The organism is Variovorax sp. KBW07 (assembly GCF_003852515.1).
Classification (GTDB): Bacteria; Pseudomonadota; Gammaproteobacteria; order Burkholderiales; family Burkholderiaceae_C; genus Variovorax.
On the sequence record NZ_QAJK01000024.1, the window covers coordinates 24,387 to 41,946 of the forward strand.

Annotated in this window: 16 protein-coding genes and 2 tRNA genes; 9 read left to right on the forward strand and 9 right to left on the reverse strand. The window is 64.8% G+C overall.

From position 1 onward, the window contains the following. Positions 1 to 23: 23 nt before the first annotated feature. Positions 24 to 239 (forward strand): hypothetical protein, encoded by a 216-nt coding sequence (locus tag DBV14_RS04640; RefSeq protein ID WP_124458033.1) that lies wholly within the window; start codon positions 24 to 26, stop codon positions 237 to 239. A 126-nt stretch (positions 240 to 365) separates the two neighbouring features. Then, on the forward strand, positions 366 to 638 hold the full coding sequence (locus tag DBV14_RS04645) for a hypothetical protein (protein WP_124458034.1): 273 nt from the start codon (positions 366 to 368) through the stop codon (positions 636 to 638). Here DBV14_RS04645 and DBV14_RS04650 read toward each other — a convergent pair. From DBV14_RS04650 to DBV14_RS04660, 3 genes are all read right to left on the reverse strand, one after another. Further along, on the reverse strand, positions 635 to 1,012 hold the full coding sequence (locus DBV14_RS04650; protein ID WP_185545921.1) for a transcriptional repressor: 378 nt from the start codon (positions 1,010 to 1,012) through the stop codon (positions 635 to 637). The two genes, DBV14_RS04645 and DBV14_RS04650, sit on opposite strands and share 4 nt — an antisense overlap. 208 nt (positions 1,013 to 1,220) lie before the next feature. Beyond that, positions 1,221 to 3,401, reverse strand: coding sequence for a TonB-dependent siderophore receptor (locus tag DBV14_RS04655; protein WP_124458036.1), 2,181 nt, complete (start codon positions 3,399 to 3,401; stop codon positions 1,221 to 1,223). A 298-nt stretch (positions 3,402 to 3,699) separates the two neighbouring features. Beyond that, positions 3,700 to 4,041, reverse strand: coding sequence for a hypothetical protein (locus DBV14_RS04660; protein ID WP_124458037.1), 342 nt, complete (start codon positions 4,039 to 4,041; stop codon positions 3,700 to 3,702). Positions 4,042 to 4,203: 162 nt separating this feature from the next. On the opposite strand from DBV14_RS04660, the gene DBV14_RS04665 reads away from it, so the two are divergent. The 4 genes from DBV14_RS04665 to DBV14_RS04680 all read left to right on the forward strand — a co-directional run bounded on the left by DBV14_RS04665 (position 4,204) and on the right by DBV14_RS04680 (position 9,143). Beyond that, positions 4,204 to 4,962, forward strand: a complete 759-nt coding sequence (locus tag DBV14_RS04665) for a hypothetical protein (RefSeq protein ID WP_124458038.1) — start codon at positions 4,204 to 4,206, stop codon at positions 4,960 to 4,962. Between the two features lie 29 nt (positions 4,963 to 4,991). Next, positions 4,992 to 5,519 carry a sigma-70 family RNA polymerase sigma factor gene (locus DBV14_RS04670; protein WP_124458039.1) on the forward strand — a complete coding sequence of 176 codons (528 nt, stop codon included), beginning with the start codon at positions 4,992 to 4,994 and terminating at the stop codon, positions 5,517 to 5,519. Next, positions 5,516 to 6,496 (forward strand): FecR domain-containing protein, encoded by a 981-nt coding sequence (locus DBV14_RS04675; RefSeq protein WP_260396813.1) that lies wholly within the window; start codon positions 5,516 to 5,518, stop codon positions 6,494 to 6,496. The genes DBV14_RS04670 and DBV14_RS04675 overlap by 4 nt, the downstream gene beginning before the upstream one ends. Positions 6,497 to 6,596: 100 nt before the next feature. Further along, on the forward strand, positions 6,597 to 9,143 hold the full coding sequence (locus tag DBV14_RS04680) for a TonB-dependent receptor (protein ID WP_124458040.1): 2,547 nt from the start codon (positions 6,597 to 6,599) through the stop codon (positions 9,141 to 9,143). Between the two features lie 285 nt (positions 9,144 to 9,428). Here DBV14_RS04680 and DBV14_RS04685 read toward each other — a convergent pair. Then, positions 9,429 to 9,505 (reverse strand) — tRNA-Arg (locus tag DBV14_RS04685). A 457-nt stretch (positions 9,506 to 9,962) separates the two neighbouring features. Here DBV14_RS04685 and DBV14_RS04690 point away from each other — a divergent pair. Further along, positions 9,963 to 10,514 carry a hypothetical protein gene (locus tag DBV14_RS04690; protein WP_260396814.1) on the forward strand — a complete coding sequence of 184 codons (552 nt, stop codon included), beginning with the start codon at positions 9,963 to 9,965 and terminating at the stop codon, positions 10,512 to 10,514. Positions 10,515 to 10,556: 42 nt separating this feature from the next. On the opposite strand, the gene DBV14_RS33330 is transcribed toward DBV14_RS04690, so the two are convergent. From DBV14_RS33330 to DBV14_RS04715, 5 genes are all read right to left on the reverse strand, one after another. Beyond that, positions 10,557 to 10,982 (reverse strand): hypothetical protein, encoded by a 426-nt coding sequence (locus DBV14_RS33330; protein WP_185545922.1) that lies wholly within the window; start codon positions 10,980 to 10,982, stop codon positions 10,557 to 10,559. Positions 10,983 to 11,228: 246 nt separating this feature from the next. After that, positions 11,229 to 11,305, reverse strand: a tRNA-Pro gene (locus DBV14_RS04700). 36 nt (positions 11,306 to 11,341) lie between these two features. Then, positions 11,342 to 12,046, reverse strand: coding sequence for a glutathione binding-like protein (locus DBV14_RS04705; protein ID WP_124458041.1), 705 nt, complete (start codon positions 12,044 to 12,046; stop codon positions 11,342 to 11,344). Positions 12,047 to 12,159: 113 nt separating this feature from the next. Then, positions 12,160 to 12,423 carry a UBP-type zinc finger domain-containing protein gene (locus DBV14_RS04710; RefSeq protein ID WP_124458042.1) on the reverse strand — a complete coding sequence of 88 codons (264 nt, stop codon included), beginning with the start codon at positions 12,421 to 12,423 and terminating at the stop codon, positions 12,160 to 12,162. 73 nt (positions 12,424 to 12,496) lie between these two features. After that, positions 12,497 to 14,176, reverse strand: a complete 1,680-nt coding sequence (locus tag DBV14_RS04715) for an FAD-dependent oxidoreductase (RefSeq protein WP_124458043.1) — start codon at positions 14,174 to 14,176, stop codon at positions 12,497 to 12,499. Between the two features lie 144 nt (positions 14,177 to 14,320). Between DBV14_RS04715 and DBV14_RS04720 the strand changes: the two genes are divergently transcribed. Next, positions 14,321 to 15,229: a GNAT family N-acetyltransferase gene (locus DBV14_RS04720; protein WP_124458044.1), complete on the forward strand. Its 909-nt coding sequence runs from the start codon at positions 14,321 to 14,323 to the stop codon at positions 15,227 to 15,229. Between the two features lie 179 nt (positions 15,230 to 15,408). After that, on the forward strand, positions 15,409 to 17,547 hold the full coding sequence (ppk1, locus tag DBV14_RS04725; protein ID WP_260396815.1) for a polyphosphate kinase 1: 2,139 nt from the start codon (positions 15,409 to 15,411) through the stop codon (positions 17,545 to 17,547). Positions 17,548 to 17,560 lie beyond the last annotated feature (13 nt).

The window sequence follows — 17,560 nt, forward strand, 5'->3', positions numbered from 1 at the left end:
CGGCGTTCAAAAGAGAAGGAACGATGAACCACAGTTTTTCGCACAAGGGGAAGCGTGTCGACGTTGAGGTTCTGGAGCAGGAAGGGCAATTCGAGTACTCCTACATGATCGAAGGTGGCACGCCGGTGCGAAAGGACGACTTCGTTTCGCGCAGTTCAGCGTCTGCAGTGCTCGCTGCGATGGCTGCGGCGAAAAAGGAAATCGACAGTGGGGGCGGCGCTGCGCCGTTCAGGCGGTGATGGAGGGGCCAAACTCCGCGGCCACGTAGGCCCACATTCCTGCCACCAGGAACGACGGCCCTCTACCCATGCACTACGACCACCGGTTGACCTCTCCTGCAGGTGTCCAAGGGAAATGGTGTTGGCATGGACATCGTGCCCCTGTGGGCTCACGGCGTCCCGGCGTACATGAGGCATCGGGTCATGCACTTGCTCGCCGTCACCGGTCACTACGCCGCCGACGTGGTCGTGCTGCTGGGTGGCCAGGACTTTGAAATCTATCGCATCGAACGCGAGGAGGCCGAGACCTCGCAACTCATCAAACAGAAACGGACGTTCTGGCGCGGCGCTAGCTGCAGTACCAAGGAAAGTCTTCCCATCACTTGCGCACAAGGGAACGATCCGCTCTCAAGGAACTAGGAGTCCTTCGCCGCCTGGCATCGCTGGCACAGCACTCGAAACTCAACGGGCGCTTCCGAAAGCACCATGCCTTCCTTCTCGCAGGCTTGCGCTACAAGCCGGGTCAGCGCGTCTGCGTTGTGCAACTCGACCGCCTTCTCGCAGGATTTGCAGACCAGGCGGGCCTTGACGACAGGGTGGTCGATTGACCTGTAGGCCGAGGACACCCGCCCGTTTCGCAGCGACCATTCGTGATGCACTCGACCGGAGGCGGCCAGCTGCTTCAGGTCCCTGTAGAGGGCCACCATCGCGAAGGGCGGTTGATACTTTGCGATGCGCTGATTGATCTCGATCGCGTTGAGGCTCGCGCCGTTTTCATCGACCAGGATTCGCACGATCAGGTCGTGCCGGCTTTGCACCCGGGGGCTTGGGGCGTAGCGGGCGGTGAAGGCCGAATGCCTTGCATACGACCTCTTGCTGAGATAGGGCGGTGGCGTTGCCGGCCCGACGATGCGTGGGTCTACAGGAGCACGAGCAGTTGCCAATGGAACCTCCATCGCGTTGGCGCCGGCCGGTGAGCCGAAGGGCTCACCGGCGCGTGCCTTAGAACTTCGCGTTCAACGAAACACGGAATGCGCGCGGCGAGCCCGGCGTGATGTTCGTGTTGCTGTTCGCGTTGAGGAAATACCTGCGGTTGAACAGGTTCTCGACATTCACCTGCATCTGCAGCTTCTTGCTGAGCGTGAAGAACAGCGCCGCGTCCACGCGGGTGTAGCCGGGCAGCACCACGTTCGGGAATGGCGCAGCGGCCGTCACGATCTGCTCGCTCGACGCGAACATCCGGGTCTGGTGAATCACCCCCAGGCCCGCACCCCACATCGGCGTGAAGTCATAGCGGTTCCACAGCGCGAAGGTGTGCTTCGGCACCTGGCCCACGGTGGCTCCCGCACGGATGGTGGCTGAGGTGTCGGCCTTGAACTTCGAATCGGTGTACGAGTAGCCGCCCGCCACGCTCCATGCCGGCGTGATGTTGCCGCTCAAGCCCAGCTCGAAGCCTTGCGTGCGCTGGCCGTCGCTCAGGATGGTGCGGGTGTTGGTGGGGTCGGTCGGGTCCAACACGACGACGTTCGAGCGGTCCAGGCGGTACAGGGCGGCGGTGGCTGCCAGGTTGGGCAGCACGTCCCACTTGGCGCCGATTTCGTAGTTCTTGAACTTCTCGGGCTTGAGCGCTTGCGTGCTCAGGCTCAGCGACGAAAGCTGGTCGCCTGCGCGTGGCTGGTAGGCGATGCTGTAGTTGGCGTACAGCGAAAGCTGTTCGACCGGCTTGTAGATCACGCCCAGGCGCGGGGAGACGAGGTCGTCGGTGGTCTTGAAGCGGTCACCGCTGCGGTTGTTGCGGAAGTCGACCTTGAACTGGTCATAGCGCAGGCCGGCGATCACCTGGAACTGAGGACTCAGTTCGATCTGGTCCTGCACATAGAGTGCTGCAACGGTCGCCTTGCCGCTGTTGTTGGCGTCCGTCGCGGCCTGTCGGTACACGACCGGCGCATAGGTGGTGGGGAACGCAAGCGGCACCGTCACGCTGGTGGCGGTGTTGTTGAAGAAGCCTGTGTTGCGGAAGTTGTCGGTGTCCTGCTGGCCGAGTTCGGCGCCCACGAGCAGCTTGTGCTTCACCGCGCCGGTGTTCAGCGAAAAGGTCAGGTCCGTCTGGTTGAAGATGCTCTTGCGCGAGGTGGCGTTGTTGTAGGCGCTGAGCGCCACGCTCGTGCCTGCGTTGTTCACCGCACCAGGAAAAACGTTCTGATAGAACTTGTCCTGGTTGGACCAGCGCGTGCGGTTGCGCAGCAGCACGCCGTTGTCGAATTCGTGTTCGACCAGGGCGTTGAAGGCGTCGAGCGTCGAGCCCGTGGGGCTGCCTGCGGCGTTGCCGAAGAAGGTCGATGGATCGGTGACCACCGGGACCCCGCGGTACGACGTGATGCCGCGGTCCGCGATGCGGCTGTCCTTGAAGTGCTCATAGCCCAGCGTGACGAGCGTCTTCGCGCTGGGGCGCCAGCTGATGGTCGGGTTGATGCCCGAGCGCTCCAGCCAGACGCCGTCGCGGTAGCTCTTGGAATTTTCGTAGAGGCCGTTGAGCCGGAACGACAGCTGGTCGTTGATGGGCTGGTTCAGGTCGACCGTGAGGCGGCGGTTGCTGTTCGAACCGAGCGTCACCGACCCTGCGTAGAAGGGCGTCCACTCCGCTTGCTTGCTCACGCGATTGATCAGCCCGCCGGTGGCGCCGCGGCCGAAGACCATGGCGTTGGGGCCCTTGAAGATTTCCACGCGCTCGATGTTGTACAGGTCGCGGTAGTACTGGACGTCGTCGCGGATGCCGTCGATGAAGAAGTCGCCAGTGGTGCTGATGCCGCGGAAGATCGGTGTTTCGCGGTTGCCCTCGCCTTGGGCGAAGCCCACGCCGGGCACATAGCGCGCGGCTTCCGCAATGCTCTGTACCGCACGGTCGCGCATCTCGTCGGCGGTGATCACGCTGATGGACTGCGGCGTGTCGCGCAACAGCGTGTCGGTCTTGGTGGCCGTGGTGGCGCGCTTGGCCGAATAGCCCTGGTCGCCTTCACTGGTCACCGTCACCGGCGGCAGCGAGCCGCCGCTCTGCGACCACGCAGGCGTCGTGCAGATGGCGACAGTCGCCCCGGCGGCCAGCAACTGGATGGCTTTCACGATCGATGGCTGGGCGAAGCGGGGGGCCACGACGTGGCGTCGCGGGCTGGATGGCATGTTCATGTTGAAACGGATGGGAGGGGAAAGGTCGGCGCCTGTGCACCGTCTCAAAGGCGAGCGCCGACCTTCCCGACGTTCCCCGTACAGCTGCACGGAAAAGCCAGAAATACGAACGATTCGCAATTTCGAAGAAATGTAGAAGCGTGAAGTAGTACTGTCAAGTGCTACTGTTTTTTGTGTCGAATGCGCGACTTGTCTGGTATCAGCGAAGAAGAGGTGCGTATGCGCCAGCGCCTGGTGGTTGCCAGGACGACTACGACAGTACAGCGAAAGGGAAGGGGACCGCGCTCGCGGTGCCGTTTCAGGACGGCTTGCTGGGCGTCTTTTCGACGCGAGGCGACCTCACGCCGCTGATCTGGCCACGCACGACTTTCCAGAAGTTCTTGGTGCCGTCGAGCAAGCGCCAGGCGTTGGAGCGGTGCGCCAGCACACCGACTTCCGGCAGGACATCCCGCAGGTTCTTCAGGCCAAGGATCTTCAGGTACTTGCGCACCGTGGTCGGGCTGTGAATGAGCAGGATCACGCGCCACCCGTAGTGCCGCCCGAGCATCAGCATGCCGACGGCACTCTCGAGGTCGTCGAGGTCGCCGTTGAAGTCGTCCACGGCGCGGTCCACGATGCTGAGGATTTCCTGATCGCTCATGGGCGAGGGCATGTTTTTTACGTTGGCGCTGGCGGTGTGTTGGATGAAAGCGGAGCGGCTGGGAGAAGTGTCGCACGCCGAAAAGAAAGGGCGATCATGCGATACTTTGGAGAATGCGAATCATTGTCATCGTCTCCGATTCTGGCAGCGAGCTCTTCTCCCATGTTTGATGCTTTTGCCGTCACGCTGCGCGAGCTGGCGGAGCTGATGTTGATCGTCGGCTCGCTGGGCGCTTGCCTGTTCCAGGCGCGCCGACTGCGGCTGGTGCCATACATCGCCTGGGGGCTGGTGCTTGGCCTGGTGCCAGCAGCAGGTCTTGCCGTGATCCTGATGGACGCGACCTTCGACGGCGTCGTGGAGGCGGCCCTCTCGGCAGTGATGGGCCTGGGTGTCCTGCTTGTCGCCATGAGCATGGCGGCCTCCGCGGGAAGCATCCGAAGCCGTGTTCAGCTTTTTCTCGAGTCGTGGCTGGAGCGGCGAGGTGCCGCCGCGGTCGTCGTCGGATTCGTGGCACTTGCGGCCTTTCGTGAATCGCTTGAAGTCGCGGTGTTCATGCGCTCGATCAGCGCCCGTTCGGGGGCGGCAGATGCGGTGATCGGAATGCTCTTCGGCATGGTTGCAGCCGGGCTTCTGGTGCCGATCTGGAAGTGGCTGCGCATCCGTTCCGGGCTGCTGGCGCTTTTCAGGATCTCGGCATTGCTCCTGTCGCTGCTGTCGATCCAGATGTTGCTGCATGGCGTCAGCAAACTCCTGAGATTGCACGGCACGGCTGCAAGCGGTGCACCCCTGTCATCCGCGATCGAGCCATTCCTCGAGGGCGGCTCGCAGTACTTCTGGGTGTGCGCTGCGCTGATGCTCGTCCCGTTGTTGCACATGGTTCGCGGATGGTGGGCAGGCACGGGCAAAGCAACAACCGGGTGACATCGGTTGCGCCAACGAAACGACGACACATGCTTGCCCGCGGATCACTTCTCGAACAGGACGTCCACAACCTCTACAGCGACCACCATGGTTGGCTGTACGGCTGGCTGCGCAAGAAGCTGGGCAACAGCTTCGACGCCGCGGACATTGCCCACGACACCTTCATGCGTGTGTGGGTCGGTTGCCAGGCAGATGCCATTCCCGCACTGCGAGAGCCGCGCGCGTACCTGACCACGGTCGCGCGGCGGCTGGTGGTGAACCACTACGAGCGACAGTCGCTCGAGCGCGCGTACCAGGCATCGCTCGCGCTGTTGCCGCAAGCACTCGTGCCCTCGGTCGAGGAGCGCGCGATCCTGCTGGAGACCCTGCACGAACTCGATGCGCTGCTGGACGAACTGCCGGCCAAGGCGCGCACCGCCTTTCTCATGTCGCAGCTCGAAGGCCTTGCCTACGAGGACATCGCGGCGCAGTTGCAGGTCAGCGTGCGAACCGTCACTCGCTACATGGCGCAGGGATTCAGGCAGTGTCTGCACCTGATGCTGACGCAACAGGCGTGACGACGCCGCACGCTGCCGACGGTCCGGTCGATGCGCGCCTGGTGGACGAGGCCGCGCAGTGGCTCGCCCGCATGCATGCGGGCCATTTCACCGAAGCCGATGCGCAACGTTGCGAGCGCTGGCGCAACCAGAGCCCCGACCACCAGCGCGTGTGGCAAAGCGCGGAACAACTCAGTCGCAAGTTCGGCGCGGTACCGCCTGCCGTGGGCATGCCGGTGCTCGATCGCGGCCGCGCCACCGCGAACCGTCGTGCGCTGCTCCGAACCGTGGCCGTGCTGCTCGCGGCGCCTTCGGTGGCGTGGATCGGCTATCGCGCGGTGCCCTGGCAGACGTTGGGTGCCGAGTACCGCACCGCCACCGGCGAGCGGCGCGACATCGTACTGGACGACGGCAGCCGCATCAGCATCAACACCGCGACCGCCATCGACGTGGCCTTCGATGCCACGAGGCGCCTAGTCCGGCAACGCGAGGGCGAAATCCTGATCGAGACCGCCTCGGACCCGAGCCCTGGGCCGCACCGACCCTTTCTCGTGGAAACCCCCGAAGGCCGCCTGCAGGCCCTGGGCACGCGCTTCATCGTGCGCCGTGACGAAGGCCACAGCCGCCTGACCGTGCTGGCTGGCGCGGTGGAAGTGCGTCCGTCGCGGGCGCCCGACGCATCGGTCGTCGTGAGCGCTGGGCAGCAACTCGCATTCACCGCCGACGCCGTTGGCGCCGTATCGCCCGCCAGCACCGGGGCCGATGCCTGGGCCCAGGGCGTGCTGTACGCGCAGGAAATGCGCCTGGGCGATTTCATCGCCGAACTCGCGCGCTACAGAAGCGGGGTTCTGCGCTGTGATCCAGCCATCGCGGACCTGCGCGTGTCGGGCGCGTTCCAGCTCGACAACACCGACCGCATCCTCGACATCCTTGCGCAAACCTTGCCGGTGCGCGTCGATTCCCGCACCCGCTATTGGGTGACCCTGACCGCTGCATAAATTATTTTTGCCGATGCGTGTCCGGTTCTGACGCTTCGCCTGTCATGTCGGTTGAAACCCAATCGACCGATTTGCCTGACTTGCGACAAGGACCTCTTTCATGACCGACCGGCTCCCCGTTTCCCCCAAGCTTGCGTTGCAAGCGAACCCGCAGCGCCAGATCGTGCGCGCTATCCACAGCGCGCTGTGCGCTCTTGGCCTCACTGCCGCCAGCCTCGCCACAACGCAGGCCTGGGGGGCCGATACCAGCGCGGCTCAGGCACGCAGGGCATACAACATCCCGGCCGGCCCGCTCGGCCCGGCCTTGCTGAGCTTCGCGGGGCAGGCCGGCGTCAACCTGAGCATCGACCTGTCCCGCACGCGCAACCTGACGACGCCGGGCCTCTCCGGCGAGTTTTCGGTGGAAGAGGGCTTCGGCCGGTTGCTGGCCGGCAGCGGTCTGCGTACGCGGCGGCTCGGCGATGGCAATTTCACGCTGGACACGGTCACTCAACCCGCGGCGCTTGGCGCCGCTGCGACCCAGGCGCCTGTGTCCACCGTGGCTGGCACCGAGGCTCCCGGCGCGGCGTTGCCCGCGGTCACCGTGACAGCGCGCACGCAAAGCGACCTGATGGCGCCGACGCGGCAGGTGACGGTACTCGAGCGCGAGGAACTGGACACGTTGCGCCAGGGCTCGGACAGCGTGGCCACCTTGCTGAGCAAGGTCGTGCCCGGCATGGCGGACTCCAGCCACACCATCACCGATTTCGGCCAGACCTTGCGCGGGCGCAACATGCTGGTGCTGGTCGATGGCATCCCGCTCAACACCAACCGTGATTCGTCGCGCAACCTCGCCAACATCAATCCAGCCGACGTCGACCAGATCGAAGTGCTGCGGGGCAGCAGCGCGATCTATGGCAGCGGGGCGGCCGGGGGCATCGTTTCCATCCGCACACGCCAGCCCAGCGGCGAGCCGCGTGCCGAGACCACCATCACCGGCGTTGCGCCACTCTCGCGGCTGGGCTCCGCGGGATTGGGTGGCGAGGTGCAGCACTACATTTCTGGCGGCGGCGAGGTCTTCGACTACGCGGTGAGCCTGGGCGCGCGGCGCGTGGGCGGCTCTTTCGACGCGCGTGGCGATCGTCTCGCGCCGGAGCCCAGCCAGGGCGACCTGTTCGACTCGAACATCTACAACGCCTCCGCGAAGATCGGCTACCGCATCGATGCCGACCAGCGGCTGCAGTTCTCCGCGAGCCACTACGACGCAAAGCAGGACACCGACTACGCCTCCGACGCATCCGTAGCCAAGCTGCCCGCCGGCAGCGTCGCCGCACGGTCGCTCAAGGGCCTGCAGCTCGACAAGCAGAACCGCGTGACCAATTCGCTGCTTGGCCTCGACTACACGAACCGCGACATCGCGGGCAGCACGCTGGCCGCGCAGCTGTACTACAGGGACTTCTTCACGCGCTTCGCGCCCTTCGATGCCCGTGCGGTCGCGGCGCGTGGCGCCAACGTCGACCAGGTGACGCAAAACTCGCGGGTGTTCGGCGGGCGCTTGACCGTCAAGACGCCGTTCGGCGCCGACAAGAAGACGCAACTGACCTGGGGTGCCGACTTCAACGAGGAGCGCACCGACATGCCGCTCGACGTGTTCGATCCGAAACTCTACGACGCGAGCCGGGGCCTGCGCTTCAGCAAGACCGGCACGCTGATCTTCATGCCGCCCATCACCACGCGCAGCCTGGGCGGTTTTGCCCAGTTGCAGCATCGCTTCAACGACAGCTGGTCGGTCGAAGGTGGTGCGCGCTACGACAAGGCCAGTGCGCGCTTCGACAGCTTCAGGCCGTTGTCGCAACTGCGCGCGCGCAATCCCGGCCAGGTGGCGGGAGGCGCATTGGACTACGGTGCGTGGACCTACAACGCCGGCGTGGTGTTCAATCCGAGCCGGCACCATGACATCTACGCGTCGTACAGCCAGGGGTTCGAGCTGCCCGACATCGGCCTGCAGGTCCGCAATGCAAGCCCCAGCTTCAACATCCGAGGGTCCAACCTGCAGCCGGTGAAGACCGACACGGTGGAGTTCGGCTGGCGCGGCCGCTTCGACAACGCCGTGACCAACCTGAGCGTCTTCCAATCGCAATCGGCGCTGGGCGCGGTCCAGAGTTCGTTCAACGGCCTGATCATGACGCGCACCAAGGAGCGCATTCACGGCATCGAAGGCGCCATCGACTACGCCGGCAGCAACGATCGCTGGGGCGTGGGCGGCTCCTTCACCTGGATGAAAGGGCGCGAGCTGCCGCAGGGCGGTGCCCGCTACCAGGACATGTGGGGATATCGCATTCCGCCGCTCAAGTTGACCGCCTATGTCGAATACAAGCCCAGCTCGCGCTGGAGCCATCGGCTGCAGGCCGTGTCGTATGGATCGAAGGACTACCGGCTCGATGGCGTCGACAGCTTCGGGCGCCGCGATGTCCGCGGCTATACCACCGTCGACCTCGTGAGCCGCTTCAAGATCGACGACAGGAACACCCTTGTCGTGGGTGTCGAGAACCTGCTCAACCGCCACTACTTCCCGCTGTACAGCCAGCTGCTGCGCAACAGCAACAACACGAGCCGCTTGCCGGCTGCGGGAGCGGTGCTGAAGGTCAGCTACTCGCACCGTTGGTAGATTGCTTTTGCCCCGGGGCCTGTCGCTCGGGGGCATTTCGGGGGCGGTGGCGCTCCGTTGCAAGGCAGGTCTGCACGGAGACGAGCTGACCAAGCAGCTTGTGCTTGATGCGTAGTTGGAAGCGGCCGCCTCACTCTTGGATGTTCTGCGCCATACGCAGAAGAGTACGAGAAATGCCAGGTAGCGCTGCTACCTTTTGCGTAGCGGGAGGACGCTTTGAGAGGTTTTCAGGCCAGTAGGATTTTGCGGGTTTTTGGAAAAACCTAACAAAATCAACAACTTATCTGGCCTGCCCGGAGGGGATCGAACCCCCGACAACCTGCTTAGAAGGCAGGTGCTCTATCCAACTGAGCTACGGGCAGATTCCGGGCAAAAACTGTGTCGGGACTGAAGGCTTCGAGCCTTCGGGCCGTTGATTGCAAAAGCAGGGCGAGAAACCAAATAAATCAACGACTTGGACGCTTCTGCTTCTAACCGGGAAGGCCGAATTCTACCCACATCCGCGTCTTGAGACCTTCGCGCGGCCAGTCACTTCTTCCTCGTGACCTCGCGCCGCAGAGACGACAAGCTCCGCGAGTCTGTGCAGAAAGTTTCTTCTGCGAGAGAAGCTTCAGGATGGACTCAGGAAGCCATGCGTTTCGCGCTCTAAAGTCACCAACGCCAAACGCGTAACGCTGTGGAGTGAAGTGCGGTCGTCACCGACCATGTTTCGAGAGCCCCGTGAGGGGCCTTCCCGTTTGTGGAGGGCCTCTTTTTGCCTCGGGCTTCGAGGGGCGCGTTGGCCACCGACCCATCGGGAGGTGAAACAAGGAATCAAACATGAATATCTCCATGGGCCATCGCCATCTGCCCTCGCTTGCGTTGATCGGCTTCGTGGCACTGCAGACGTTGCACGCACCGCAAGCTTTCGCCCAGTCGTCACTCACGCGGAGCGGCAGTGATGGCGGTCATGTCGGCAGCGTCGACAGCGCGGACAAGTGGGAGTTGACGATCTCGCCGTTTGCCTATCACTGGACCCACAGCCCGGAGCACCGTAGCGTCTATCTGATCGGCGTCGAGCGCCACCTGCCGGACAACTGGCTGTGGGGCACGGGCTTTTTCAGCAACTCCTTCGGCCAGCCCAGCGTCTATGCCTACTACGGCTATCGCTGGGACAACCTGTTCGACCAGCCCGCGCTCTATGCCAAGCTGACCGTCGGCCTGATGTACGGCTACGTGGGCGAATACAAGAACAAGGTGCCGTTGAACCACGGCGGTTTTTCGCCGCTGGTGATTCCGGCGCTGGGCTACCGCATCACGAAGCAGGATTCAGTTCAGATCGCACCGCTCGGCACTGCGGCGTTGCTGTTCACGTACAACCACGTCTTCTGAAGACGATGCAATCGGCGGGTCCGGCGGTTCGCTGGCCGATGCTCACACCATGTGCATGGGCGCAGCGGAGTCGCTTGCAGCGCGCTGCGCACGCGAAGAGCCCGTGGACTGTTGTTCCATCTGAGCGGTCCACCCCGACGCCGATCCCGGCATCGCTGGTGGGGGCGAGGGCCTCACCGATGAAGCCGCTCTGCCGTCGCTGATGTCTTCGGCAAACCATCGGAAGAAATTGGCTTCTCCTGTCCGCGTCGATCGGATAAAGAGAAAGCCCCATTCCGCATTGCACTTCGAGTCGACAGGAATGCCCGCGGCGCGCAGCGCTGCGATTTCTTCCTCGGCACTCATGTCGCGCGGCAGCTTCAGCGTGATGGTGGCCAGGTGAAATGCCTTCTTTCCCATTTGCGTTCCTTTTTCTTGCCCTTGTTCTCGCAAGCGACAAGTGAACTGCGAAATTGCACCTGATTCCATACCCGATTCAGGCTAGGTCGAACGGGCGGGCACTGGGGTTGGCCACGTAGGGCGAGGTGAAGAAAGCTTGCTGGCCCAGCAATGGGAAATCTCCCTCTATTGACGCGCTCGGCGCGCGGCGAATCGTCGCGAAAATCGAGGTATCAAAACGCGCTGGCCGTTAGAAAGCCTGCTGCCGGTTAGAAACCGGCTAGCCAAAGCAAAATGCCTGCAACGACGTAAGTCATTGCAGGCATTCACTTTTTATGGTCGGGGCGAAAGGATTCGAACCTTCGACCCTCTGGTCCCAAACCAGATGCGCTACCAGGCTGCGCTACACCCCGACAAGCCTTCTATTCTAGCCCGGATATTGACCGGTTTCAGCGCTTCTCGTACTGCGTCTTGCCGAAAAGTACTTCTCGCTCCTTGTCGCCGGTGATCGGCTGGCGCAAATCGGCCAGCACTTTCACGCCGCGCTGCACGGCGGGGCGGGCGGCGATGCCGTCGAACCAGGCCTTCAGGTGCGGGAAATCGGTGAGCGTGATGCCCTGGTTTTCCCAGCTGCGCAGCCACGGGAAGATGGCGATGTCGGCAATCGAATAGCTCTTGCCGGCAATGAACTTGTTCTTCGACAGTTGCTTGTCGATCACGCCGTAGATGCGCTTGGCTTCGTTGGTGTAGCGGTCAATGGCATAGGCGATCTTCTCGGGCGCGTACAGGCGGAAGTGGTGCGCCTGGCCGAGCATCGGGCCGACCCCGCCCATCTGGAACATGAGCCACTGCAGCACGTCGTAGCGCTCGCGATCACCGGTGGGCAGCAGCTTGCCGGTCTTGCCCGCGAGGTACACGAGGATGGCGCCCGACTCGAAGAGCGAGATCGGCTTGCCGTCCGGACCGTCGGGGTCGGTGATGGCGGGAATCTTGTTGTTGGGGCTGATCCGCAGGAACTCGGGCGCGAACTGGTCGCCCTTGCCGATGTTCACCGGATGCGCGTGGTACGGCAGGCCGCACTCCTCCAGCATGATGTGAATCTTGTGGCCGTTCGGCGTGGGCCATGAATAGACCTCGATGGGCGATGCGGGCATGTCGCTGGGCTCCGTGTGGGGTGAATGTGATGCGAGGGCGCAGGATATACGCGCGAATCCAACCGCGTGCAGGCCTGGGAATTCGATGAATGCAGGCCTGCCGCTTCGCGCTTTCAGCCGACCTGTTTCTCGTGCGTGTTGCACCACATCCAGGCTTCGCCGGGCTCGATGGACTGGATCACCGGATGCCCTTCGGCCTTCGAGTGCCGGGTGGCGTGGCGGTTCTTCGACGAATCGCAGCAGCCCACGTGGCCGCAGTGCACGCACAGGCGAAGGTGGACCCAGCTGTCGCCCGTCTTCAGGCAGTCTTCGCAGCCCTTCAGGGTATGAGGTGGCGCGATGGTCGAGGGCACGTGGTCGCAGGCTTTGATGGGCACCGGGAAGCTCCTTGTCGTGGGGTGAGTTGTTGTCGGTTTTTCGATGCGGTGTTCGCGCGAAATGCATCAGGCGTCAGGCGACGGCCGATGCCGACGACAGGTGCTGGTGAATCAGCGCCACCGCCGCAGCCCCTTCGCCGATGGCGCCGCCCACGCGCTTGACCGAGCCGGAGCGCACGTCACCGACGGCGAACACGCCCGATACGCTCGATTCGAGCGCGGTGGAGGGCCGGGCCGGAAAGCCGCTGCTGGCGGCGGTGCCGGTCAGCACAAAGCCATGCTTGTCGACCGACACGCCGCAGCCTTCGAGCCACGAGGTTTCAGGCTCCGCGCCGACGAACAAAAAGATATTGCGGGCTGGGCAGTCATGTTCGTTGCCGGTCGTGTGGCAGCGCCACGTCGCGCCTGTAAGGCCTTCGTCGGAGCCGCCATGCAGGCGCACGAGTTCGGTGTGCGGTTGCAGCGAGATGTTGGGCGTGGCCTCGATGCGGTCGATCAGATAACGCGACATGCTGGCCGCCAGCGAAGGCCCGCGCACCAGCACATTGACCTTGGCCGCGTGGTGCGACAGGAACACCGCCGCCTGGCCGGCCGAGTTGCCGCCGCCGACCAGCGCCACTTCCTGCTGCGAGCAGATCTTGGCTTCGATGGCCGAGGCCCAGTACCAGATGCCGCGTCCTTCGAACTCGGCCAGCCGCGGCACGCTCGGGCGCCGGTAGCGCGCGCCGCTGGCAATGACCACGGTGCGCGCGTGGATGGTGCGGCCGTCGGCCAGAGCGATGGCCAGGCTGCCGAGCGCGTTGTTGCGCGAACAGTCCAGCGACACGACCTTGGCGGGTATCAGCATCTCGACGCCGAATTTCTGTGCCTGCACGAAGGCACGCCCCGCCAGTGCCTGCCCCGAGATGCCGGTCGGAAAGCCCAGGTAGTTCTCGATGCGCGCGCTGGCGCCTGCCTGGCCGCCGAAGGCGCGGCAGTCGAGCACGATCACGCGCAAGCCTTCGGAGGCGGCGTAGACGGCGGTTGCCAGCCCGGCCGGGCCGGCGCCGACCACGGCCACGTCGAACAACTCGTCGTGCTCGACGGTGTCGACCATGCCGAGGCAGCGCGCCAGTGCATCGTCGCTCGGGTTGACGAGCACCGAGCCGTCAGGGCAGACGGCCAGCAACTGGCTTGCGCCGTATTGCGCGAGCAGCGCGGCGGCGTCGGGGTCTTCGACCGCATCCACCAGGTGGTAGGGGTAGCCGTTGCGGCGCAGGAAATTCTCGAGCCGCGCCATGTCCGGCGATTGCGGCGGACCGATCAGCACCGGGCCGCTGGCGCCCGATTCGATCAGCGCCACGCGCCGCAAGATGAGCGCCCGCGTGATGCGCTCGCCCAGGTCGGCTTCGGCCACCAGCAGCGCACGCAGTTGCGCGGGCGACACGAGCAGCGCTTCGACGTCTTCGTCGGCGTGGCCGTCGACCAGGGCAGGGCGGCCGCTCAGCTGGCCGACTTCGGCCAGGAATTCGCCCGGCCCTTGCCGCACGATCGGCACCACGTGGCCGAGGCCATCGCGTTGCGTCACAGCCACGACGCCTTTGAGCAGCACGAACATGCCGGGGCCGGTTTCGCCGGCCGTAAAGAGGCGCGTGCCGCGTGCAAACTGTTGCACGCTGCCGAAGCGTGCAATGCGCGCAATCTCGGTGTCACTGAGGACGGGAAAGGTCTGGTGAAGGCGGCTGTTGCCGGTGCCGCTGGTGTCGATGGGCATGTCTTCGAGCTCCGTTTCGCGAATCCACCGCATTAGACGCCGAAGGCGTGTCCGCGGGCTGTAACACCGTCATGCGCTTGCAATGTTCCTGACATGCCGGCTTCATCGCAGGTGCGGAGACTCCCTCGGCAGAAAGGGTTCCCCATGAAAGAACTGCCCAACCCGACGTTTCCGTTTTCGCAGATCGGGCTGCGCGCGGCCTTGTGGCCCGCTCCCGCGACAGGAACCGTCGCCGCTGCCGCCTCTGTTGCCGCAGTTGCCGCCGTGCGCACTTCGGTGCCGGCCGCACCCGCTGCCGCCATTCTCCCGCCGGCCGTCGAATCCAAACAAGGCATCACGGTGGGCTGGGCCCGCCACCTCGACGATGTGCGCGCCGCCCAGCGCCTGCGCTACGACGTGTTCGTCGGCGAAATGGGCGCCCGGGTCTCGTCGCCGCTGGCCGGCCACGACATCGACCTGTTCGACGATTTCTGCGAACACCTGCTGGTGCGCGACGAACTCACGCAACAGGTGATCGGCACCTACCGCGTGCTCACGCCGGCACAGGCGCGCCGCGTCGGCAGCACCTACAGCGACACCGAATTCGACCTGACCCGCCTGCGCGACCTGCGCGAGCGCATGGTCGAGCTGGGCCGCAGCTGCGTGCACCCCGAGCACCGCCAGGGCGGCGTGATCCTGGCGCTGTGGGGCGCGCTGGCCGGTTTCATGCACCGCAACAAGCTGGACACGATGATCGGTTGCGCCAGCATCCCGATGTCACACAACGGCGTGACCAGCGGCGACGCAGCGGCCAGCATCTGGCGCCAGGTGTCGGCCAAGCACATGGCCCCGATTCAATACCAGGTGCAGCCCCGCCTGCCGCTGCCGGTCGAACGGCTCGACAGCACGCTCGACGTCGAGCCGCCGGCGCTCATCAAGGGCTACCTGCGCCTGGGCGCCAAGGTGCTGGGCGCGCCCGCCTGGGACCCGGACTTCAACGCCGCCGACCTGCCGATGCTGATGCGCATCGACGACCTGCCGGCGCGCTACCGCAAGCACTTCCTCGGCGCATGAAACCAGCGGCCGCCCGGCCCGAAACCGGGCCGCTCGCTGCTTCGCCGGGTGCTGCCGGTTCCTCCGAGGCGGGCACGGAGGCGTCACGGGAATGTCATGCAACTGTCACGAACGAGGCTGACACTGTCATATTTCAGCCTACGTGTTCTCCCGTGCCGCTTGCTCCAGAATCAGTGCCCATGCCATCCGTCCCCGCAGATCCGTCGCTCGGTACCGCGGCGCCCACGTTCACGCTGCTGGACCGCGACCACAGCATCCTGTCATTCAATGAGCGGGTGCTCGACTGGGCGCATCGCCCGTCGGTGCCGCTGATCGAGCGCCTGCGCTATTTGTGCATCGTTTCGTCGAATCTCGACGAGTTCTTCGAAGTGCGCGCCGCGCCGCACCTCATTGCAGGCAGCGCCGGCGACCAGAAGGGCACCTACACCGTCGATTCGTTCGAGCGGCTGGCCGAGGCGGCCCACACGCTGGTGGCACGCCAGTACGCGCTGTACAACGACGAGCTGATGCCGACGTTTGCCAAGCATGGCATCCACATCATTTCACACGGCGAGCGCAACCCGGCGCAACGCAAGTGGGTCAGCGAGTATTTCGAGCGCGAAGTGCGCCCGCTGCTGATTCCGGTCGGGCTGGACCCGGCGCACCCGTTCCCGCAGGTGGCCAACAAGTCGCTCAACTTCATCGTGCGGCTGGGCGGCAAGGATGCCTTCGGGCGCGAGAACCCGATCCAGATCGTCAAGCTGCCGCGCGTGCTGCCGCGCCTGATCCGCATGCCGGCCAAGGTGTCGGACGGCAAGACGCTGTTCGTGGCGCTGTCGAGCGTTGTGCGGGCGCATCTGTCGAGCATGTTCCCGGGCCGCGAGGTGGGTGACTTCTCGCAGTTCCGCGTGACGCGTCATTCCGACCTCGCGGTCGACGAAGAAGACGTGAAGAACCTGCGCACCGCGTTGCGCCAGGGCCTGCAGCACCGCCACTATGGCCAGGCCGTGCGCCTGGAGGTGTCGGCGAGCTGTGCCGAATCGCTCGCCAGCTTTTTGCTGGCGCAGTTCAACCTGCCGCCGCAAGCGCTGTACCGCGTGCATGGGCCGGTGAACCTGGCGCGGCTCACGCAGCTGATCGACTTGATCGACGAGCCGCAGCTGCGCTTTCCGCCGTACTCGGCGTCGTATCCCGTCACGCTGTCGCCGGCCCAGTCGTTCTTCGAACGGCTGCAGCGCGGCGACGTGCTCATTCACCAGCCCTTCGAGAGTTTCGACGGCGTGCTGGCCTTCCTGCGCGAAGCCGTGCTCGACCCCCAGGTGCTGGCCATCAAGCAGACCATCTACCGCACAGGCGCCGATTCCGAGCTGATGGACCTGCTGCGCGAAGCCGTGCGCCGCGGCAAGGAAGTGACGGTGGTGGTGGAGCTGAAGGCGCGCTTCGACGAAGAGGCCAACATCAACTGGGCCGAAATGCTCGAGTCGATCGGCGCGCAGGTGGTGTACGGCGTGGTGGGCCTGAAGACCCACGCCAAGATGCTGCTGGTGACGCGCCGCGAGGGCAAGCAGCTTCGCCGCTACGGCCACCTGTCCACGGGCAACTACAACCCGCGCACCGCCAGGCTGTACACCGACATCAGCCACCTCACGGCCGACCCGATGCTCACGGCCGACATGGAAGCGGTGTTCGTCCACCTTGCCAGCCAGAGCCGCCTGCCCAAGCTCAACCGCATGTGGCTTGCACCGTTCGACCTGCACAAGAACCTGGTCACGCAGATCGATGCGCTGGGCCTTGCCGCCGCGAGCGGCCAGCCGACCCGCATCGTCGCGAAGATGAATGCGCTGACCGATGAAGAGATCATCGGTGCGCTGATCCGCGCGGGGCAGAAGGGCGTGAAGATCGACCTCATCGTGCGCGGTGCCTGCACGCTGCCGGCGCAGGTGCCGGGGCTGACCGACAACGTGCGCGTGCGCTCGGTGATCGGGCGCTTCCTGGAGCATTCGCGGGTCTTCTATTTCCGCAACGGCGAGGACGAGTCGCTCTACCTGTCGAGCGCCGACTGGATGAACCGCAACATGATGCGGCGCATCGAACTCGCCTGGCCCGTGACCGACCCCGGCCTGCGCCAGCGCCTGATCGACGAATGCCTGGTGGCCTACCTGCACGACGGGCGCGACGCCTGGGACCTGGGCGGCGACGGCATCTACACCCGCGTCGACCGCGACACGCACCCGGGCGAGGAGGGCGGCTCGCGCGCCATCGAGGCGCACGGTGCCCAGGCCGCGCTCATGAACCGATACGCATCGCGAGGGCATCACCGCGATGCAGCCAATAACTGAAGACCGAAAGACG